The organism is Scandinavium goeteborgense (assembly GCF_003935895.2).
Classification (GTDB): Bacteria; Pseudomonadota; Gammaproteobacteria; order Enterobacterales; family Enterobacteriaceae; genus Scandinavium; species Scandinavium goeteborgense.
The window spans coordinates 4102570-4123367 of sequence record NZ_CP054058.1 but is presented as its reverse complement, the minus strand read 5'-3'; the positions used below and the strand labels follow the sequence as shown (position 1 = coordinate 4123367).

Genomic DNA, 20798 nt, shown 5'->3' with positions numbered 1-20798 from the left:
CGATGCGTAAATCAGTAATTGCGTTAATTATCATCGTGCTGGTAGGCCTCTACACGTCAGTATTTGTGGTGAAAGAGGGTGAGCGCGGTATCACGCTGCGATTTGGTAAAGTCGTTCGTGACGATGAAAATAAACCGCTGGTGTATGCGCCAGGTCTGCACTTCAAAGTGCCGTTTATTGAATCTGTTAAAACGCTGGATGCGCGCATTCAGACCATGGACAACCAGGCCGATCGCTTCGTCACCAAAGAGAAGAAAGACCTGATCGTTGATTCCTACATCAAATGGCGTATCAGCGATTTCAGCCGTTACTATCTGGCGACCGGCGGCGGTGACGTCTCCCAGGCAGAAGTGCTGCTAAAACGTAAGTTCTCTGACCGTCTGCGTTCTGAGATTGGTCGTCTGGATGTGAAAGACATCGTGACCGATTCTCGTGGTCGTCTGACTATCGAAGTGCGTGACGCTCTGAACTCCGGTTCTTCCGGCGGTGATGATGAAGTGGCCACGCCTGCAGCAGACAGCGCTATCGCAGAAGCAGCAGAACGCGTAGTGGCGGAAACCAACGGCAAAGTGCCGGTGATCAACACCAACAGCATGGCGGCATTAGGGATTGAAGTGGTTGATGTTCGCATCAAGCAAATCAACCTGCCGGCGGAAGTGTCGGAAGCGATTTACAACCGTATGCGCGCTGAGCGTGAAGCGGTTGCCCGTCGCCACCGTTCACAAGGTCAGGAAGAGGCAGAAAAACTGCGCGCAACAGCCGATTATGAAGTGACGAAAACGCTGGCAGAATCCGAGCGTCAGGGTCGCATTCTGCGCGGTGAAGGCGATGCAGAAGCAGCAAAACTGTTTGCTGATGCCTTCAGCCAGGATCCGGATTTCTATGCCTTTATCCGTAGCCTGCGTGCTTATGAAGCGAGCTTCAATTCTGGACAAGACGTGATGGTGTTGAGTCCGGACAGCGATTTCTTCCGCTACATGAAGACGCCGACCAGCGCAACGCGCTAAACTCTCGGGTAGTCGCTTTAGTTAAAAAAACCACCGCATTGGCGGTAATGCTTGTCAGTTAAGCTTTTGAAGGAGGCCGCAACGGATAACGTTGCGGCCTCTTTTTTACAGCTCTCGGGTAATGCCGTGCTCTTCGCCCTGGTAGCACGAAGCTTGAGGCCATACTCAGTATTTCGGCCATGACCTTGGGGAGTTTCCCCGGCGCCACTCCCGGCAGTAAACGCAGGTGGCTGCACAGATATAACGCTGACTGTTTAAAGCCCATCTGATATGGCTCCACGCCTTTCAGACTGTACGCCATCTGCCCCATCATGAAGCGCAACAGATTATACGCCAGCACCACGCCCCACAGCTCCTGACGCACCAGCGCAGGCTTTTTACTCCGCAGCGTCAGTTCATTATTCAGCAGATGCTGCTTCATCTCCCTGAACCCGTGCTCTATCTCCCACCGCTGGCTGTACAGGTCCACGATATCGGCTTTCGGGTATCTGAGCGGGTCGCACATCGACGTCAGTATCTGCACCGTCTTGCCGTTCACTTCCTTGCTGACCAGTCTTGCTGTCAGGGTTTCCGGTGCATCCTGCCATTTCTTTTTCGCCTGCGGCGACAGCGTTATTCTCACCAGTTTCTGCCCTGCGCCCAGGTTTCTCACCTCCTCATACTGCGCGCCTTTGCGTAAGGGCAGCATCCAGTGCCTTTCCGTGCCTGATGACTGCCAGCGATGCAGCAGGCCCAGGGCATAGAAGCCCTTATCCATGATGGTCAGTGAGTGGTCCGGCGTCCGGTCAATAAGCTGTGCCGCAAGGTCAGTTTCACCGGTTTCAGAGACGCTGTCGAAGGCCACCGCAGACAGCAGATGGCTGGTGACTTCCATCTGGCAGACCATGCGCAGTTGTGGCCATTCGGACTGCTTGTTCACATTGGCAGTACGGCCGAAGGCTGCGTCATTTTCTGGGGTATCAGGTGCACGCCACAACGTACCGTCCACGGCCATTAGCGTCAGGCCGTTCCAGTGAGACAGGGGTGTTTTTTCAAACCAGAGCTGACGTGTTTTTTCGAACATCAGACGGATGACATCCTCGCCGAGCCGCTGGCGGGCCTGAACAACGGCACTGGGTGCAACGAAGGGCCGGTTACCCGGCAGAAGAATGTCCATATGTGAGACCAGCTGGGTCATGGAGTGGGAGCGGAACAGGGCCATGCCGGTAACCGCCCAGACCATCATCTCCATGGAGAGGCGACGCTTACGCAGAGTGACGACGCCGGTGTCAGCCAGGCATTCATCAATCAGTTCAGGAGAAAGCAGGTCTGCAAGGGCAGCAAACTCCTGCGGAGAAAATTTATGGACGGTATCTAAGGCCTGGCTGAGTAACATAAAAAAATCCGTAATCCCTGGAGAGATTACGGATTCTTGCACAACCACCGGATCGGTCAACCGATCCTTAACTGATCGGCATTACCGCATTGGCGGTGGTTTTCTTTTATCAGGATGAATCATGAACTCAACGATTTGGCTGGCACTTGCGCTAGTGTTAGTCCTTGAAGGCCTCGGCCCGATGCTCTATCCACAGGCCTGGCGGAAAATGGTCGCGGCGTTATCGCAACTTCCGGATCATATTTTACGTCGTTTTGGCGGGGGTCTTGTGGTCGCAGGCGTCGTCATCTACTACATGTTGACGAAAGCGATGGCCTGACAGTGCCTTAGTCGCTGTTGCCAGATTTTGCCTGGAAAAAGTGCTGTATCTCTGAAAAAGCGATGGTAGAATCCTTTTTTAAGCAAACGGTGATTTTGAAAAATGGGTAACAACGTCGTCGTACTGGGCACCCAATGGGGTGACGAAGGTAAAGGGAAGATCGTCGATCTTCTGACTGAACGGGCTAAATATGTTGTACGCTACCAGGGCGGTCACAACGCAGGCCATACTCTCGTAATCAACGGTGAAAAAACCGTCCTCCATCTTATTCCATCAGGTATTCTTCGCGACAATGTGACCAGCATCATCGGTAACGGTGTTGTGCTGTCTCCTGCCGCGCTGATGAAAGAGATGAAAGAACTGGAAGACCGTGGTATCCCGGTTCGCGAACGTCTGCTGCTCTCTGAAGCATGCCCGCTGATCCTTGATTATCATGTTGCGCTGGACGTTGCTCGTGAAAAAGCGCGCGGTGCGAAAGCTATCGGCACGACCGGTCGTGGTATCGGTCCTGCGTATGAAGATAAAGTGGCCCGTCGTGGCCTGCGCGTTGGCGACCTGTTCGACAAAGCGACCTTCGCCGAGAAACTGAAAGAAGTGATGGAATATCACAACTTCCAGCTGGTGAACTTCTACAAAGCTGAAGCCGTTGATTTCCAGAAAGTGCTGGATGATGTTATGGCCGTGGCCGACATCCTGACCGCGATGGTTGTTGACGTTTCTGACCTGCTGGATCAGGCGCGCAAGCGTGGTGATTTCGTGATGTTCGAAGGTGCCCAGGGTACGCTGCTGGACATCGACCACGGTACCTATCCGTACGTGACCTCCTCCAACACCACCGCAGGTGGCGTGGCGACCGGTTCCGGCCTGGGTCCGCGTTACGTTGATTACGTCCTCGGCATCATCAAAGCTTACTCTACCCGTGTAGGTGCAGGTCCGTTCCCAACCGAGCTGTTCGACGAAACCGGCGAGTTCCTCTGCAAGCAGGGTAACGAGTTTGGTGCGACCACCGGTCGTCGCCGTCGTTGCGGTTGGCTGGATGCGGTTGCCGTACGCCGTGCCGTGCAGATCAACTCCCTTTCTGGCTTCTGCCTGACCAAACTGGACGTTCTGGATGGTCTGAAAGAAGTGAAAATCTGTATTGGCTACCGTATGCCGGATGGCCGCGAAGTGACAACCACTCCGCTGGCAGCCGACGACTGGGAAGGTATCGAGCCGATTTATGAGTCCATGCCGGGCTGGTCTGAGACCACCTTTGGCGTGAAAGAGCGCAGCGGCTTACCGCAGGCAGCGCTGGACTACATCAAACGTATCGAAGAGCTGACCGACGTTCCTGTTGATATCATTTCAACCGGTCCGGACCGTAATGAAACCATGATCCTGCGCGACCCGTTCGACGCATAATCATGTCAGGGGCGCTTTCACGGCGCCCCTTGTTCTTGCTTTCCATTTTATCCCGCTTAAATAAATTAACCGCTGCATGGCTGGCTGGTTTATCATCAATGTAAATACGCGTTATCATTCAAGCTGCCTCTTTGTTGGCTGCCTTCGTTCACCCCGACCACTTACTTGTGTAAGCGCTCAGGGTTTACTCAGTTGCCGCCGCGATGCAACCTGAATGATTTAGCGTATTTCTGTCTTTTTCCCTGCGTTGAGGTTGATGTGCAGTTAACGAGTTTCACCGATTACGGATTGCGTGCGCTAATCTATATGGCATCGCTGCCGGACGGTCGAATGACCAATATCTCTGAGGTAACAGAGGTCTATGGCGTGTCCCGTAATCATATGGTTAAAATTATCAACCAGCTAAGCCGTGCAGGCTTTGTAGACGCTGTACGCGGAAAAAACGGTGGCATTCGTCTGGGCAAACCTGCCAACACTATTATCATTGGTGATGTGGTTCGCGAACTTGAACCGTTAACGCTGGTGAACTGCAGCAGCGATTTTTGCCACATTACGCCCGCCTGTCGTTTAAAACAGGCGCTTGCTAAGGCTGTGAACAGTTTTCTTAAGGAACTGGATAACTACACCCTGGCCGATTTGGTTGAAGAGAATCAACCGCTTTATAAATTATTGCTGGTGGAGTGAAACTATCACTTTACCGGAGCTGACAACGGAGGAACCGCTATGTCACACGATCCTTTCAAGGAACGCGAAGCTGAAAAATACGCGAACCCTATCCCGAGCCGGGAATTCATCCTCGATTTCATTACTAAACGCGAAAAGCCGGTCAGCCGAGACGAGCTGGCAACAGAGCTGAACATCGAAGGTGAAGAACAGCAGGAAGCCCTGCGTCGCCGCCTGCGCGCCATGGAGCGCGACGGGCAACTCGTTTTCACCCGCCGTCAGTGCTATGCGCTGCCGGAACGCCTTGATCTGCTGAAAGGTAAAGTCATCGGCCACCGTGATGGCTTTGGCTTCCTGCGTGTCGAAGGGCGTAAAGACGATCTCTATCTTTCATCTGAACAGATGAAAATGTGTATGCATGGCGATCAGGTCCTGGCGCAGCCGCTGGGTGCCGATCGTAAAGGCCGCCGCGAAGCGCGCATTGTTCGCGTGCTAGAGCCAAGAAACGGGCAAATCGTTGGCCGCTACTTTACTGATGCAGGCATCGGTTTCGTGGTGCCGGACGACAGCCGTCTGAGCTTTGATATCCTCATCCCGCCTGAAGAACTGATGGGTGCGCGGATGGGCTTTGTGGTGGTGGTTGAGCTGACTCAGCGCCCGACCCGCCGTACGAAAGCTATCGGTAAAATTGTCGAAGTGCTGGGCGATAACATGGGCACCAGCATGGCCGTGGACATGGCGCTGCGTACCCATGAAATTCCATACGTCTGGCCGCCTGAAGTTGAAAACCAGATTGCGAACCTGAAAGAACAGGTGCCGGAAGAAGCGAAAATAGGCCGCGTAGATTTGCGTGATCTGCCGCTGATGACCATTGATGGCGAAGATGCCCGTGACTTTGATGACGCCGTATTCTGCGAGAAGAAACGCGGCGGCGGCTGGCGTCTGTGGGTGGCTATTGCTGACGTAAGCTATTACGTACGTCCGCCAACCGCGCTGGATGCCGAAGCCCGCAACCGCGGCACCTCGGTGTATTTCCCATCGCAGGTTGTCCCGATGCTGCCGGAAGTGCTGTCCAACGGCCTGTGCTCCCTGAACCCGCAGGTTGACCGACTGTGCATGGTCTGTGAAATGACCATTTCAGCCAAAGGGCGCCTGACGAGTTATACATTCTACGAAGCGGTAATGAGTTCCCATGCGCGTCTGACCTATAACAAGGTCTGGCATATTCTGCAGGGCGATCAGGAACTGCGCGAGCAGTACGCCCCGCTGGTGAAGCATATCGAAGAGCTGCACAACCTCTACAAAGTGCTGGATGTCTCCCGTGCTGAACGAGGCGGGATCTCGTTTGAAAGCGAAGAAGCCAAGTTTATCTTCAACGCCGAGCGTCGTATCGAGCGCATTGAGCAAACTCAGCGTAACGATGCCCATAAACTGATCGAAGAGTGCATGATCCTCGCGAACATTTCGGCGGCGCGCTTCGTCGAGAAAGAGTCAGAGCCTGCGCTGTTCCGTATTCACGATAAGCCAACCGAAGAGGCGATCACCTCTTTCCGCACCGTTCTGGCCGAACTGGGCCTGGAGCTTCCAGGTGGCAATAAGCCTGAGCCGCGCGATTATGCCGAACTGCTGACGTCCATCGCCGATCGTCCGGATCACGAGATGCTGCAAACGATGCTGCTGCGCTCGATGAAACAGGCGGTGTATGACCCGGAAAACCGCGGTCACTTCGGCCTGGCGCTGCAATCTTACGCGCACTTCACCTCGCCGATCCGTCGTTATCCTGACCTGACGCTGCACCGCGCCATTAAATATCTGCTGGCGAAAGATGAGGGGCATCAGGGCCATTCCACCGATTCCGGCGGCTGGCATTACAGCATGGAAGAGATGCTCCAGCTGGGCCAGCACTGTTCATTGACCGAACGCCGTGCCGATGAAGCGACCCGTGAAGTTTCCGACTGGCTGAAGTGTGACTTTATGCAGGATCAGGTCGGCAACGTGTTCCCTGGCGTTATCGCTAGCGTGACAGGCTTCGGCTTCTTCGTACGTCTCAGCGACCTGTTTATCGACGGCCTGGTGCACGTGTCTTCCCTCGATAACGATTACTACCGTTTTGACCAGGTAGGCCAGCGTCTGATTGGCGAATCCGGCGGCCAGACTTACCGTCTGGGCGACCGCGTGGAAGTGAAAGTGGAAGCCGTCAATATGGACGAGCGCAAAATTGACTTCTCGCTGATCTCCAGCGAACGAGGTCCGCGTAACGTCGGTAAAACTGAGCGTGAAAAAGCGAAGAAATCAGGCGGCGCGAAGCCTGGCAACCGTCGCCGTCAGGCCGGTAAAAAGGTGAACTTCGAGCCGGATGCTGCATTCCGCGGCGAGAAAGGCCAGGCTAAGCCGAAGCCAAAAGCGCAGAAAGACGCAGCCGGTAAGAAAGCTAAAAAACCGTCTGAAAAAACGCTTAAAATCGCTACCGCGACCAAAGCTAAACGCGCGTCGAAAAAGAAAGTCGCCGAGTAATAATTACCCTCATGCTGACCTTCTCTCTCGCCCCATTAGGGAGAGGGTCGTATTGGGGGATTAGCAATTAACAATTTACGAGTACCATTCATGAGTGAAATGATTTACGGCATCCACGCGGTGCAGGCCCTTCTCGAGCGTGCACCCGAGCGTTTTCAGGAAGTCTTTATTCTGAAAGGCCGCGAAGATAAACGCCTTCTGCCGTTGATTCATGCGCTGGAAGCCCAGGGTGTGGTGATTCAGCTCGCGAATCGTCAGTACCTCGACGAGAAAAGCGAAGGTGCTGTGCATCAGGGGATCATCGCCCGCGTAAAAGAGGGCCGTCAGTATCAGGAAAACGATCTGCCGGACCTGCTGGCTCAGTTCGAAAATCCGTTCCTGCTGATCCTCGACGGCGTGACCGATCCGCATAACCTCGGTGCTTGTCTGCGTAGCGCAGATGCAGCGGGCGTGCACGCGGTGATTGTTCCACGTGATCGTTCTGCACAGCTCAATGCGACGGCGAAGAAAGTGGCCTGCGGCGCGGCAGAAAATGTACCGCTAATCCGTGTGACCAACCTGGCTCGTACCATGCGTCTGTTGCAGGAAGAGAACATCTGGATTGTGGGTACCGCTGGTGAAGCAGACCACACTCTGTATCAGAGCAAGCTGGCTGGCCGTATGGCGCTGGTGATGGGTGCGGAAGGTGAAGGCATGCGTCGTCTGACCCGTGAGCACTGCGATGAGCTGATCAGCATTCCAATGGCAGGCAGCGTGTCTTCACTGAACGTGTCTGTGGCCACCGGTATCTGCCTGTTTGAAGCTGTGCGTCAAAGAAGTTGATATTGAATGCCTGGTGGCACTACGTTTACCAGGCCTACAAAACCGTAGGCCCGGCAAGCGTTAGCGCCGCCGGGCAGTTTGTTTACTCATCCAACGACCGTAAATGGTCATCCTTCTTCAGCGTCATCAGCGCGACAATACTCACCACTGCCGTGGCCATCACGTAATACGCTGGAATATCGAGATTACCTGTCTGCTTAATCAGCCCGGTTATAATCAGCCCTGCGCAGCCAGAGAAAATGGCATTGGAGAGCGAATACGCCAGCCCAAGCCCGGTATAACGCACTTTGGTCGGGAACATCTCCGACAGCATGGCAGGCCCAGGCCCGGCCAGCATCCCTACCAACCCACCCGCAATAAACACCACTAGCCCTTTGACCAGCAGCGTGCTGGATTCTGCCTGCAAAATTTTCAGCAACGGCAGCGCCAGCACCAGCAGTAATACCGCGGCGAGCACCATCAGCGTGCGACGACCCATTTTATCGCTCAGCATGCCCGACGGAAGAATGGTGACCGCAAAGCCGATATTAGAAATCACCGCTATCAGCAGCGCCTGGTTAAACCCGGTATGCAGCGCAGACTGCAGATAGGAAGGCATGATCACCAGGTAGGTGTAACCTGCGGCAGACCACACCATCAGACGGCCAATGCCGATAACAATCGCTTTAAAGGTACCCGAGGTGCTGGCTTTGACCGGAACCGCATCGGATTTCTGCTGACGGACAAAACTCGGCGTCTCTTCCATATTCATCCGCAGCCAAAGCGCTACGCCGCCCATCGGCAGCGCTAAAAAGAACGGCACACGCCAGCCCCAGTCCAGCATCGCTTCAGGGCTGAGCATGGCAGACATCAACGCCACGATACCCGCGCCCGCCAGCAAACCCAGCGCAACGGTGAAGGATTGCCACGCACCATACAGCCCGCGTTTACCTTTTGGCGCGAACTCGGTCATCAGCGACACGGCCCCACCGTATTCCCCGCCCGCAAACAGGCCTTGCAAAATGCGTAGCGCGGTTAAGAGTAACGGCGCGGCGACGCCTATCGTGGCGTACACCGGCACGAAGCCAATCGCGGTGGTCGCCAGCGTCATCATCACCAGCACCAGAATCAGCGTCGGTTTACGCCCGATGCGATCGCCCAGGCGGCCGAAAACGACGGCACCCAACGGGCGGAAGAAAAAGGCCACGGCGAACGCCGCATAGGTGAGGATAAGCCCGGTAATCGGCGCCTCTCCTTCGAGCTGAAAGAAGTTTTTCGCAATCACGGTCGCGAGAAAGCCGTAAACGGCAAACTCATACCATTCAATGAAATTGCCAATGGAACCGGCGATCAGCGCACGTTTGTGCGCCCCTGCTGCTGCTGATCCTGTTTGCATAGCCTGTCCTGAGGTTGCACATCGTATTAACCATTGAATAAATTATTCCATACAAAATAGATAAGAAAATTTAAAATTATTATGGCTGTGATGGGCCTCACGAAGCCGGGCATGATTCTTTTTTGTCCCCCTTTTTACGGGCAGACCCGCAGTGCGCTGACCATACTTACGGCTGATGCTCATGAAGGAAGGATGCGCCATGTCCTGGCAAACGCATACCGTGTTTAATCAGCCGATGCCGCTCAAAAACAGCAACTTGTTCCTTTCCGACACCGCGCTGCACGAGGCTGTGGTGCGCGAAGGCGCTGGCTGGGATCTCGATTTGCTGGCCAGCATCGGGCAACAATTGGGGGCCGCGGAATCGTTGGAACTCGGGCGGCTTGCCAACGTGAATTCGCCGGAGTTGCTGCGCTACGACGTCACGGGTGAACGGCTGGACGATGTCCGTTTTCATCCGGCCTGGCACCTGCTGATGCAGGGGCTTTGTGCCAACCGCGTGCATAATCTGGCCTGGGAAGAGGACGCGCGATCCGGCTCGTTCGTTGCCCGCACGGCGCGTTTTTTGCTGCATGCGCAGGTCGAGGCCGGCACGCTTTGCCCGGTGACCATGACCTTCGCCGCCACGCCGTTGTTACAGCAATACTTGCCTAAGCCTTTTGCCGACTGGGCCACACCCTTAATGAGCGATCGCTACGATCCCCATTTACTGCCCGGCGGCCAAAAGCGCGGGCTGCTGATTGGCATGGGGATGACCGAAAAGCAGGGCGGCTCTGATGTGCTGAGTAATTCCACCCGCGCCGAGAAAATCGACGGTGAAATGTACCGGCTGGTGGGGCATAAATGGTTTTTCTCCGTGCCACAAAGCGATGCGCATCTGGTACTGGCACAGGCCAGCGGCGGGTTGTCGTGCTTTTTCGTTCCGCGCTTTTTGCCTGACGGACAGCGTAATGCGGTGCGGCTTGAGCGCTTAAAAGACAAACTCGGCAACCGCTCCAACGCCAGCAGCGAAGTAGAGTTTACTGATGCAACCGGCTGGCGACTGGGTGAAGAAGGTGAGGGCATCCGCCTGATCCTCAAAATGGGCGGCCTGACTCGCTTCGACTGCGCGCTGGGCAGTCACGGCCTGATGCGCCGGGCACTGTCAGTGGCGCTGTATCACGCGCATCAACGGCAGGCATTTGGCAAAACGCTTATCGAGCAGCCGTTAATGCGCCAGGTGCTGAGCCGGATGGCGTTACTGCTGGAAGGGCAAACCGCTTTCCTGTTTCGTCTGGCAAGAGCGTGGGATAACCGGGCTTCTGCCGAGAGCGCGCTGTGGGCCAGACTCTTTACACCGACGGCGAAATTCGGCGTCTGCAAAGCGGGCATTCCCTTTGTCGCCGAGGCGATGGAGGTGCTCGGTGGGGTGGGCTACTGCGAAGATAACGAGCTGCCGCGCCTTTACCGTGAAATGCCGGTGAACAGCATCTGGGAAGGCTCGGGGAATATTATGTGCCTTGATGTGCTGCGGGTGCTGGCGAAGCAGCCGGGCGTACTGGAGCTGCTCAGCGCCGAATGCAATGAAGTGAAAGGGCAGGACCGACATTTCGACCGCGCCTGGCGTCAGCTTCAGCAGCGGCTGCGTAAACCGCTGGAAGCGCAGGGGCGTGAAATCACGCAGCAGCTCTATCTGCTGGGCTGCGGGGCGCAGATGCTGCGAACAGCATCACCACCGATGGCGCAGGCGTGGTGTCGGATGATGCTGGATCCGCGCGGCGGAATGTTGCTGGAGGAGCGGTTACAGAGTGATTTACTGCTGCGGGCAACAGGCGGTATGGGGTAAAGCAAGCGGGCAGGCGCTCAGCGTCTGCCCATTATATCAGGCGTACAGAATGGCCTGTACGCGCCAATTATCTGGGTTCTGCTCTTCATACATCTGAATAATACGGTACCACGACGCCCCTTGCTCATCGGCTTTGAGGGCGATCACGCGTTCGACGTCCTGAAGACTGCCAGAAATATTATTGACGGAAATTTGACCGATTTCATTCAGTCCAGTCACACAATCGGCGCTGGCAAACTCTGCAGATTGCGCCGTGGTGTTCGAAAATCCTAATGTGTAGGCAAAGGCGTGTTTCATCGTCGTCAGCTCCATTTCACGTAACCCGAGGTTAGCCCAGGGCAATCCATCGCAGACGTACATCCTTAGGGGATGGCATGACGTCATTGTGCATCGGGAAACGTGAACGGCTGAAAAGCAATGTAAAGCTGGCTAAATGATGCCCGCTTAAGGTTTGCGATACAGTATGGCTTGTGAATACCATTGTCCCGGAACCATGGTGTCATCAATCATGATGATCACGTAATAATCTGCTTTGGCAGCGGTCACTTTCGCCTTGATGACCGATTCAACATCCATCGGTGAACCGTATACCATGGCACTGACCGTACCCATTTTTTGCAGACCTGCCGTCTGGTTCTTTTGGATTTCCTGCGGGTGACTGGTGAGTGGCGGCGGGGCTTCAGGGGTTCCCTGAAGCACGCTACATCCACTCAGCAAAAGCACCAGCAGCATTGGCGCAAAACGTCGCATAGCCATATCCCGTTTCCTGATAATCATTAGTGTAGTGATTAATAAATTGCGTTTAGGGGGAATGTTCCCGAACTGTTATCTCTGGCGCGATTTTCGAATGAAATAATCGTAAAACCGTAATCCACCTCTCAACATTAGCAGCCGCGAGGAAAGGATAAACTTGCGCGTGAAATCTCAGCGTGTCATACCAGCATAAAAGAAGGGGAAGATAAATGATTGAACTTGAAATGCGCAAGCTGGCGGGCAGCGAAGTTTTACACGCTTTTCCGCGCGGAAACGCAGATTCGGCATTGCCATGTATCGTCTTTTATCATGGGTTTACCTCGTCAAAACAGGTCTACAGCTATTTTGCCGTGGCGCTGGCACTGGCCGGTTTTCGGGTGATCATGCCCGATGCGCTCGAACATGGCTCGCGTTTTGGCGGTGATGCCGCAGCGCGAATGCAGCGCTTCTGGCCCATTCTGCTCAACAGCTGTCACGAATTCGCGGCGTTGAAGGAGGCTATCGTGTCGCAAGGATGGCAGGATGAAGACCGACTGGCGGTAGCGGGCGCATCGATGGGCGCCATGACAGCACTGGGGATCATGACCCATCACCCGGAAGTGAAGTGCGTTGCCAGCCTGATGGGTTCAGGCTACCTCACATCTCTTTCCCGCTCGCTGTTCCCGTCTCAGGAAATGCCAGCGGAACTGGCCGAATGGGACGTTGAGAATCAGCTGGAAAAACTGGCTGCCAGGCCGCTATTGCTATGGCACGGCGAAGACGACGACGTGGTCCCCGCCGCCGAGTCTTTCCGCTTACAACAGGCGTTGCAGCAACAAGGGCTTGATGGGCAGCTCACCTTTCACTGGCAGGCAGGCGTTCGCCACCGCATCACGCCGGAAGCGCTGGAAGTGACGGTGGCGTTCTTTAAACGGTTTCTTTAAACGCGCAGAACCTGGACGCCCTGAGCTTCAAGCTGTTTGAGGATTTCAGGGTTAGCGTCTTTGCCGGTGATTACAATATCGATATTTTCCGCTCGGCTGAACAGCATGCCTGCGCGTTCACCGACTTTGGTGCTGTCGACCAGCACCACCAGTTTCCCGATGCCGTTCAGCATTTTTTGTTCTGCCATCGCGGTCAGCATATCGGTTTTATATAACCCGTCGGCGGTGAGGCCTTTGCCGCTGGTGAACATCCAGTGCCCGGCATAAAGCGAGTTTTCACTTCCCTGCGGGCTCAGCGTGATGGACTGGCTCTTATCGTACTGGCCGCCCATGATAATTACGCTGTCGTGCTCCTGGTCGATCAGGAAATTCGCCAGAGGCAGATAGTTGGTGATGATTTGCACTGGCTTGCCGCACATTTCCCGGCCGAGCAAAAACGCGGTTGAACCGCAGTTGATCACCACGCTTTCTCCAGGATTCACCAGCTGCGACGCGGCGCGTGCGATACGCACCTTTTCATCATGATTCAGCGCTTCGTGGATATTCATCGGCGTCCAGCGAGGGCGCTGCTGGCTAATGGCTTCGGCGCCGTTCCGCACTTTTTTCAGCCTGCCGCTTTCATCCAGTTTATTGATGTCCCGACGCGCCGTGGCAGGGGAAATTCCCAGTTTTTCAATCACCTGTTCGACGGTGACAAAACCTGTCTGCGCCAGCAGTTCGAGTAAAATTTGGTGCCGTTGTGCTTCGGTCATGAGCTATTCCGCAGATCCCTGATTTTTTATGATGATATTTGAAATAGCCTGAAATTACTAAGCAAAAGTCGTATTAAACGGCCAGCGCGGCAGTCATCCCCCGGATCGGTGCTGCGCCAGCGCGGGCTTACAGGAAGGATTTAAACGGCAGGTCCGGTTCCGTAGTGAAGCAATCGTCGAAACCACGTGGATAGTGGTACTCAAAATTGTCTTTATCCAGCGGCCAGGTGAATTTACCGCCAACCTGCCAGATAAACGGCTTGAAGCCATATTTCAGTCGGTCTTTCTTCATTTCCCACAGCACGCGGATTTCCTGCGGGTCGGCCTGGAAATTCGACCAGATGTCGTGATGGAACGGGATAACCACTTTAGTGTTCAGCGCTTCCGCCATTCGCAGCATATCGGCGCTGGTCATTTTGTCGGTAATGCCACGCGGGTTTTCTCCGTACGACCCCAGCGCAACGTCGATCTGGTGCTCATTGCCATGTTTTGCGTAATAGTTGGAATAGTGAGAGTCGCCGCTGTGATACAGATTCCCGCCCGGTGTTTTGAACAGGTAGTTGACCGCGCGTTCGTCCATGCCATCCGGCAGAATGCCTGCCGCTTTTTGTTCAGCAGGTAAGGTGATCAACGCCGTGCGGTCAAAAGCATCGAGGGCGAGGATCTCAATATCTTTCACTTTCACCACGTCGCCTGGTTTCACTACGATGCAGCGTTCACGCGGTACGCCCCAGCCAATCCACAGATCGACACAGGTTTGCGGCCCGATAAACGGCACATCGTCGGGGCAGTTTTGCATCACGGCGGCAGCCACGTTCACGTCGATATGATCGTTGTGATCGTGCGTCGAAAGCACGGCGTCGATTTTTCTGATCGCAAAAGGATCCAGCACAAACGGCGTGGTACGCAGGTTAGGCTGGAGCTTCTTCACACCCGCCATGCGCTGCATTTGGTGGCCCTGTTTCATCAGCGGATTGCCGTGGCTTTGCTTACCGGTCCCACACCAGAAGTCGATACAAAGGTTGGCCCCGCCCTGAGATTTCAACCAGATGCCGGTGCACCCCAGCCACCACATGGCGAACGTTCCCGCCGCCACCTGCTCCTGCTCAATTTCTTCATTCAGCCAGCTGCCCCACTCTGGAAACGTATTCAGGATCCAGGATTCACGGGTAATGCTCTTCACTTTGCTCATGGTTATCGTCCTTATCAGTGATCAAAATAAATCATTGTGTGATTATTATTGATTGATACTGACATCGCTTTTGCGTCAGCGCAACACCACTTTTTGCTCTTGAACACTGACTTGAGGGGAGGGTTAGTGAGCTGAAGATGTTTTAGTAGTGGTTGAAATATGTTTTTTATTATCAACTTACGTTGGATTTATTGGCATTAAAAGCGGTGTAATGAAAGCCATGCAACAACTAAGGATATATTTTGCGATCGGACTCTCATTTAATCAAATTCAATCTTGTGGTGATTACTTGTGATTATTAAAGTGAGCGTCACAACATCGGGCGGCGTCCATTCGCCCGACGATTCCAACCATGGAGATCGTTATGGCGTTCCTCTACACCGCCTTTACCGTGTTCTTTAATCAGGTCATGACTAACGCCCCGTTGCTGCTGGGGATAGTGACTTGCCTGGGTTACATCCTGCTGCGGAAGAGCGTGAGCGTAATCATTAAGGGCACCATCAAAACCATTATCGGTTTCATGTTATTGCAGGCGGGGTCGGGAATTCTGACCGGCACGTTCAAGCCGGTGGTGGCGAAAATGTCGGAAGTCTATGGCATTAACGGCGCTATTTCGGACACCTACGCCTCGATGATGGCGACTGTCGAACGCATGGGCGATGCCTATAGCTGGGTGGGATACGCGGTTCTTCTGGCGCTGGCGCTGAATATTATTTATGTCCTGCTTCGGCGCATCACCGGTATTCGCACCATCATGCTGACCGGGCACATCATGTTTCAGCAGGCCGGGCTGATTGCCGTGTTCTTCTACATACTCGGTTACCCGATGTGGACCACCATTATTTGCACGGCGGTACTGGTGTCGCTCTACTGGGGCATCACGTCCAACATGATGTACAAGCCGACGCAGGAGGTCACTGATAACTGCGGTTTCTCTATCGGCCACCAACAGCAGTTTGCCTCCTGGATTGCCTACAAAATTGCGCCGTACCTCGGGAAGAAAGAGGAGAGTGTTGAAGATTTGAAGCTTCCAGGCTGGCTGAACATTTTCCACGACAACATCGTGTCGACGGCCATTGTCATGACCGTGTTTTTCGGCGCCATCTTACTTTCCTTCGGTATTGACGTCGTGCAGGCGATGGCGGGGAAAGTGCACTGGACCGTCTACATCCTACAAACCGGTTTCCAGTTCGCGGTGGCGATATTCATCATCGTGCAGGGCGTGCGCATGTTTGTGGCTGAGCTGTCCGAAGCCTTCAACGGAATATCACAGCGCTTGATCCCTGGGGCCGTGCTGGCCATCGACTGCGCTGCAATCTACAGCTTCGCGCCGAATGCCGTGGTCTGGGGCTTCATCTGGGGCACCGTCGGCCAGCTGATTGCCGTTGGCATTCTGATCGGCTGCGGTTCGTCGATCATGATTATTCCCGGTTTCATTCCAATGTTCTTCTCTAACGCCACCATTGGCGTCTTCGCCAACCACTTTGGCGGCTGGCGCGCTGCGCTCAAAATTTGCCTGGTGATGGGGATGATTGAGATTTTCGGCTGCGTCTGGGCAATCAAACTGACCGGCATGAGTGCATGGATGGGGATGGCGGACTGGTCAATTCTGGCCCCGCCGATGATGCAGGGCTTCGCCTCCATCGGCCTCGTCTTTATGGCCGTCATTATCATAATTTCACTGGCTTACATGGTCTTCGCAGGGCGCACGCTGCGTGCTGAAGAGGATGCAGAAAAACATCTGGCAGAGTCTTCTGCCCACTAAAAGGATCTGGATTATGACGGTACGAATTCTGGCGGTATGCGGTAACGGGCAGGGCAGTTCCATGATCATGAAGATGAAGGTGGATCAGTTCCTGACCCAGCAAGGCGTTAATCATTCGGTAAACAGCTGTGCGGTCGGGGAATACAAAAGCGAGTTAAGCGGGGCTGACGTCATTATCGCCTCAACCCATATCGCCGGTGAAATTATCGTGACGGGAAATAAATACGTGGTGGGCGTGCGCAACATGCTGTCAGCAGCCGACTTTGGGCCAAAGCTGATGGAGGTTATCACGGTGCACTTTCCTCAGGATCTGAAATAAGGACGCGGTATGAAACTACGTGATTCGTTGGCCGACAACCGCTCGATTCTACTTCAGGCTCAGGCCAACACCTGGCAGGAGGCGGTGAAACTGGGCGTCGATTTGCTGGTCAAGGCAGACGTTGTCGAGCCGCGATATTACCAGGCCATTTTGGATGGTGTGGCGCAGCACGGCCCGTATTTTGTCATCGCACCCGGTCTCGCCATGCCGCACGGTCGTCCGGAAGAGGGCGTGAAGAAAACGGGCTTTGCCCTGGTCACGCTGCGGGAGCCGCTGCTGTTTAACCATGAAGATAACGACCCGGTGGATATCCTCATCACCATGGCGGCGGTGGATGCCAACACCCATCAGGAAGTGGGCATCATGCAAATCGTTAACCTGTTTGAAGACGAAGCCAATTTCGACCGTTTACGCGCCTGCCGTACCGAGCAGGACGTGCTGGATCTCATTGATAACGCCACTGCGGCGTGTGCTTAACAAGGAAATGCTATGAGCTCTTCATTACCAATGTTACAGGTTGCGCTGGATAACCAGAGCATGGCCGAGGCGTATGCCACCACACGCTTAATCGCCGAAGAAGTCGATATCATTGAGGTCGGCACCATCCTTTGCGTGGCCGAAGGCGTTCGTGCTGTGCGTGATCTGAAAGCGCTGTATCCACACAAAATTGTGCTGGCGGATGCCAAGATTGCCGACGCCGGAAAAATCCTCTCGCGGATGTGCTTTGAAGCCAATGCCGACTGGATAACGGTGATTTGCTGCGCAGATATCAACACCACCAAAGGTGCGCTGGACGTCGCAAAAGAATTTAACGGCGACGTGCAGATAGAACTGACCGGATTCTGGACGTGGGAACAGGCACAGGAATGGCATCAGGTGGGTATTCAGCAGGTGGTTTATCACCGCAGCCGCGATGCCCAGGCGGCGGGTGTGGCGTGGAGCGAAGCAGATATCACTGCCATCAAACGCCTGGCAGATATGGGCTTTAAGGTCACCGTGACCGGCGGTCTGGCTCTGGACGATTTACCGCTGTTTAAAGGCATTCCCATCCATGTGTTTATCGCCGGGCGCAGTATCCGTGATGCAAAAGATCCGGTCGAGGCCGCGCGTCAGTTCAAGCGGTCTATCGCCCAACTGTGGGGCTAAGGAGCGGCTATGTTGTCGAAACAGGTTCCGCTCGGTATCTATGAAAAAGCGCTCCCCGCCGGGGAGTGTTGGCTGGAGCGTCTGGGTCTCGCCAAAACGCTGGGTTTTGATTTCGTCGAAATGTCGATTGATGAAACCGATGCGCGCCTTTCGCGCCTTGACTGGAGCCGTGAACAGAAGCTCGCGCTAATTAACGCTGTCGCCGAAACCAGCGTGCGAGTGCCATCGATGTGCCTGAGCGCCCATCGCCGTTTTCCGCTCGGCAGTGAAGACGACGCGGTGCGCCGGCAGGGTCTGGCGATTATGCGCCGGGCAATTCAGTTCGCGCAGGATGTCGGCATTCGGGTTATTCAACTGGCGGGCTACGACGTCTATTACCAGCAGGCGAACAACGAAACGCGCCGCCGTTTTCGCGAAGGGCTGAAAGAAAGTGTCGAAATGGCAAGTCGGGCGCAGGTGACGCTGGCGATGGAAATCATGGATTACCCGCTGATGAACTCCATCAGCAAAGCGTTGGGTTACGCCCATTATCTTAATAACCCGTGGTTCCAGATTTACCCGGATATTGGCAACTTGTCGGCATGGGAAAACGATGTGCAAATGGAACTGCAGGCGGGCATCGGGCATATCGTGGCGGTGCATGTCAAAGATACGCGGCCAGGCGTGTTCAAAAACGTGCCGTTTGGCGCGGGCATCGTGGATTTTGAACACTGCTTCAGTACCCTAAAACAGAGCGGCTACCACGGGCCATATTTGATTGAAATGTGGAGCGAAACGGCGGATGACCCTCTGGCCGAAGTGATAAAAGCCCGCGACTGGGTGCTTCAGCGCATGGCAAATGCTGGACTGGTGGAGGCCGCCGGATGAAACAGCTTAAACAGCAGGCTTTCGCCGCTAACATGGATTTACCGCGGTTCGGTCTGGTGACGTTTACCTGGGGAAACGTCAGCGCCATTGACCAAGAACGCGGGTGGGTAGCCATTAAGCCGAGCGGCGTGGCGTATGAAACCCTGACTGCCGATGACATCGTCGTTGTCGACCTCAAGGGTAATGTTCTGGAAGGCCGCTATCGGCCGTCCTCTGATACCGCGACACATCTGGCGCTGTATCGTCAATACCCCGGCATCGGCGGCGTGGTGCATACACACTCAACCCATGCCACGGCGTGGGCGCAGGCAGGTCTTTCCATCCCGGCCTTGGGCACCACCCATGCGGATTACTTCTTTGGCGATATTCCCTGCACTCGTCCGCTGAGCGAAGCAGAAGTACAGACGGATTACGAGCTCAACACCGGCAAGGTGATTATTGAAACGCTCGGTGAAGCGCAGCCTTTACATACACCAGGCATCGTGGTCTGGCAGCATGGTCCTTTTGCGTGGGGCAAAGATGCGCATGAAGCGGTCCATAATGCGGTGGTGATGGAAGAGGTCGCGAAAATGGCGTGGCTCGCGAGGGGGATTAATCCGCAGCTCAAGCATATCGATGGCTGGTTGATGGAGAAACATTTCAGCCGCAAGCACGGGCCGAATGCCTACTACGGGCAAGTTGAAAAGTAATCGCCACGCAAGCAAAAAAAGCCCCCGAAAAACGGGGGCAGCGTTGAGTCAGGGCAAATACGTTCTGTGGTTTTCCTGGTGCTAGCGGTAAACGTCAGCGCTGGCGTGAATAAGGCCATTGCTGCCGGGTTCATGGATAAGGATTGGGTGATAGTATTTGGCGCCACGGGCGTTACTCTCTTCACTCAAGGCTTGATCTGCTTCGCTTTCGGTGGCGATGTTATGATTAATGTAAATGACGCCTAAGCTCTGCACATCGTCCATATTTCTGGCCTGTCGGCCGTCTATCTTGATGGCTGCCATCGCGTTTGCACTGAGCAAAACTGCAGCCATTACGGCGATTGCGATGTTTTTCATGATAGTGACTCCCTACAACCTGCTGCGTTACGGTGAAGTCTCCTCGTGGCTTCGGTCTGGGTATGGCTTAAGTGTAATCCCTCCTGGTTGATTAAATAGCGACCATTTCTGATGCAGTTGTTCAAAAAAATGGCGCATTCTGTGTTGGTTAATTTTAAACCACTGACTTTCTTCCTCTTTGCGCTTCGTGCGAATTAATTGCGCAATCACCTTGAGTTATTCAGGGCCTGCAAGTATGATTACGCGTCAATTTTTCAGCCGCCCTTTAACCACGTTCCTTGCCTCCATGGGCCGCGGCTGACCCAGACAGGAGGCTGAATAATCCGTAAGGAGCAATTCGATGCGTCATTACGAAATCGTTTTTATGGTCCATCCTGACCAGAGCGAACAGGTTCCGGGTATGATCGAGCGTTACACTGGTGCAATCACTGCAGCAGAAGGTACGATCCACCGTCTGGAAGACTGGGGCCGCCGTCAGCTGGCTTATCCGATCAACAAACTGCACAAAGCTCACTACGTTCTGCTGAACGTTGAAGCGCCGCAGGAAGTTATCGATGAGCTGGAAACAAACTTCCGCTTCAACGATGCCGTTATCCGCAGCATGGTTATGCGTACTAAACACGCTGAGACTGAAGCATCTCCGATGGTAAAAGCGAAAGACGAGCGCCGTGAGCGTCGCGATGATTTCGCAAATGAAACCACAGATGATGCTGAAGCTGGGGATTCTGAAGAGTAAT

General features: G+C 54.5%; 22 protein-coding genes. 15 read left to right on the top strand and 7 right to left on the bottom strand.

The genetic code is table 11. From position 1 onward, the window contains the following. The first annotated feature begins 2 nt into the window (after positions 1-2). Complete coding sequence (hflC, locus tag A8O29_RS20465) at positions 3-1007, top strand: protease modulator HflC (protein WP_110510930.1); 1005 nt, start codon at positions 3-5, stop codon at positions 1005-1007. 58 nt (positions 1008-1065) lie between these two features. Here hflC and A8O29_RS20460 read toward each other — a convergent pair whose 3' ends face one another. Then, a complete protein-coding gene (locus A8O29_RS20460; protein ID WP_174081207.1) occupies positions 1066-2382 on the bottom strand; it encodes an IS4 family transposase in 1317 nt (438 codons plus the stop codon). A gap of 121 nt (positions 2383-2503) precedes the next feature. On the opposite strand from A8O29_RS20460, the gene A8O29_RS20455 reads away from it, so the two are divergent. The 5 genes from A8O29_RS20455 (at position 2504) to rlmB (ending at position 8101) form a co-directional block, all read left to right on the top strand. Further along, positions 2504-2701: a DUF2065 domain-containing protein gene (locus A8O29_RS20455; protein WP_110510929.1), complete on the top strand. Its 198-nt coding sequence runs from the start codon at positions 2504-2506 to the stop codon at positions 2699-2701. Positions 2702-2803: 102 nt separating this feature from the next. Continuing rightward, positions 2804-4102, top strand: a complete 1299-nt coding sequence (locus A8O29_RS20450; RefSeq protein WP_110510928.1) for an adenylosuccinate synthase — start codon at positions 2804-2806, stop codon at positions 4100-4102. Between the two features lie 258 nt (positions 4103-4360). Then, positions 4361-4786 carry a nitric oxide-sensing transcriptional repressor NsrR gene (gene nsrR, locus A8O29_RS20445; protein WP_110511086.1) on the top strand — a complete coding sequence of 142 codons (426 nt, stop codon included), beginning with the start codon at positions 4361-4363 and terminating at the stop codon, positions 4784-4786. Between the two features lie 39 nt (positions 4787-4825). Further along, complete coding sequence (gene rnr, locus A8O29_RS20440) at positions 4826-7279, top strand: ribonuclease R (RefSeq protein ID WP_125354093.1); 2454 nt, start codon at positions 4826-4828, stop codon at positions 7277-7279. Between the two features lie 90 nt (positions 7280-7369). Further along, positions 7370-8101, top strand: coding sequence for a 23S rRNA (guanosine(2251)-2'-O)-methyltransferase RlmB (gene rlmB / locus A8O29_RS20435; protein WP_110510926.1), 732 nt, complete (start codon positions 7370-7372; stop codon positions 8099-8101). 82 nt (positions 8102-8183) lie between these two features. Here the strand turns inward: rlmB and A8O29_RS20430 are convergent, their stop codons facing one another. After that, the gene (locus A8O29_RS20430; protein WP_125354091.1) at positions 8184-9476 is read right to left on the bottom strand and encodes an MFS transporter; all 1293 of its coding nucleotides are present in this window, start codon (positions 9474-9476) and stop codon (positions 8184-8186) included. A 199-nt stretch (positions 9477-9675) separates the two neighbouring features. Here A8O29_RS20430 and A8O29_RS20425 point away from each other — a divergent pair, with 199 nt between their 5' ends. Beyond that, on the top strand, positions 9676-11298 hold the full coding sequence (locus tag A8O29_RS20425; RefSeq protein WP_125354090.1) for an isovaleryl-CoA dehydrogenase: 1623 nt from the start codon (positions 9676-9678) through the stop codon (positions 11296-11298). A 36-nt stretch (positions 11299-11334) separates the two neighbouring features. On the opposite strand, the gene A8O29_RS20420 is transcribed toward A8O29_RS20425, so the two are convergent. Both A8O29_RS20420 and bsmA read right to left on the bottom strand, forming a co-directional pair. After that, positions 11335-11610, bottom strand: coding sequence for a YdgH/BhsA/McbA family protein (locus tag A8O29_RS20420; protein WP_110510923.1), 276 nt, complete (start codon positions 11608-11610; stop codon positions 11335-11337). Positions 11611-11742: 132 nt separating this feature from the next. Continuing rightward, positions 11743-12054, bottom strand: a complete 312-nt coding sequence (bsmA, locus tag A8O29_RS20415) for a biofilm peroxide resistance protein BsmA (RefSeq protein ID WP_246316630.1) — start codon at positions 12052-12054, stop codon at positions 11743-11745. Positions 12055-12260: 206 nt separating this feature from the next. On the opposite strand from bsmA, the gene yjfP reads away from it, so the two are divergent. Next, on the top strand, positions 12261-12974 hold the full coding sequence (gene yjfP / locus A8O29_RS20410) for an esterase (protein ID WP_125354086.1): 714 nt from the start codon (positions 12261-12263) through the stop codon (positions 12972-12974). Here yjfP and ulaR read toward each other — a convergent pair. After that, the gene (gene ulaR / locus A8O29_RS20405; protein ID WP_125354085.1) at positions 12971-13726 is read right to left on the bottom strand and encodes an HTH-type transcriptional regulator UlaR; all 756 of its coding nucleotides are present in this window, start codon (positions 13724-13726) and stop codon (positions 12971-12973) included. The two genes, yjfP and ulaR, sit on opposite strands and share 4 nt — an antisense overlap. Positions 13727-13853: 127 nt before the next feature. Further along, complete coding sequence (ulaG, locus tag A8O29_RS20400; RefSeq protein ID WP_125354083.1) at positions 13854-14918, bottom strand: L-ascorbate 6-phosphate lactonase; 1065 nt, start codon at positions 14916-14918, stop codon at positions 13854-13856. Between the two features lie 364 nt (positions 14919-15282). Here ulaG and ulaA point away from each other — a divergent pair, with 364 nt between their 5' ends. Genes ulaA through A8O29_RS20370 form a run of 6 tightly spaced genes read left to right on the top strand, consistent with a single transcriptional unit; the run spans position 15283 to position 19704 of the window. Beyond that, positions 15283-16683: a PTS ascorbate transporter subunit IIC gene (gene ulaA, locus A8O29_RS20395; RefSeq protein ID WP_168713858.1), complete on the top strand. Its 1401-nt coding sequence runs from the start codon at positions 15283-15285 to the stop codon at positions 16681-16683. Between the two features lie 13 nt (positions 16684-16696). Further along, positions 16697-17002, top strand: coding sequence for a PTS ascorbate transporter subunit IIB (gene ulaB / locus A8O29_RS20390; protein ID WP_125354080.1), 306 nt, complete (start codon positions 16697-16699; stop codon positions 17000-17002). Between the two features lie 9 nt (positions 17003-17011). Beyond that, on the top strand, positions 17012-17479 hold the full coding sequence (gene ulaC, locus A8O29_RS20385; protein WP_125354078.1) for a PTS ascorbate transporter subunit IIA: 468 nt from the start codon (positions 17012-17014) through the stop codon (positions 17477-17479). A gap of 12 nt (positions 17480-17491) precedes the next feature. Continuing rightward, positions 17492-18148, top strand: a complete 657-nt coding sequence (locus A8O29_RS20380) for a 3-keto-L-gulonate-6-phosphate decarboxylase UlaD (RefSeq protein ID WP_125354077.1) — start codon at positions 17492-17494, stop codon at positions 18146-18148. A gap of 9 nt (positions 18149-18157) precedes the next feature. After that, the gene (locus A8O29_RS20375) at positions 18158-19015 is read left to right on the top strand and encodes an L-ribulose-5-phosphate 3-epimerase (protein WP_125354075.1); all 858 of its coding nucleotides are present in this window, start codon (positions 18158-18160) and stop codon (positions 19013-19015) included. After that, complete coding sequence (locus A8O29_RS20370) at positions 19012-19704, top strand: L-ribulose-5-phosphate 4-epimerase (protein WP_125354073.1); 693 nt, start codon at positions 19012-19014, stop codon at positions 19702-19704. Before A8O29_RS20375 ends, A8O29_RS20370 begins: the two co-directional genes overlap by 4 nt. A gap of 81 nt (positions 19705-19785) precedes the next feature. Here A8O29_RS20370 and yjfY read toward each other — a convergent pair whose 3' ends face one another. Continuing rightward, positions 19786-20037: a DUF1471 family protein YjfY gene (gene yjfY, locus A8O29_RS20365; protein WP_420854033.1), complete on the bottom strand. Its 252-nt coding sequence runs from the start codon at positions 20035-20037 to the stop codon at positions 19786-19788. 364 nt (positions 20038-20401) lie between these two features. Between yjfY and rpsF the strand changes: the two genes are divergently transcribed. Then, positions 20402-20797 carry a 30S ribosomal protein S6 gene (rpsF, locus tag A8O29_RS20360; RefSeq protein WP_110510911.1) on the top strand — a complete coding sequence of 132 codons (396 nt, stop codon included), beginning with the start codon at positions 20402-20404 and terminating at the stop codon, positions 20795-20797. Position 20798: the final 1 nt, after the last annotated feature.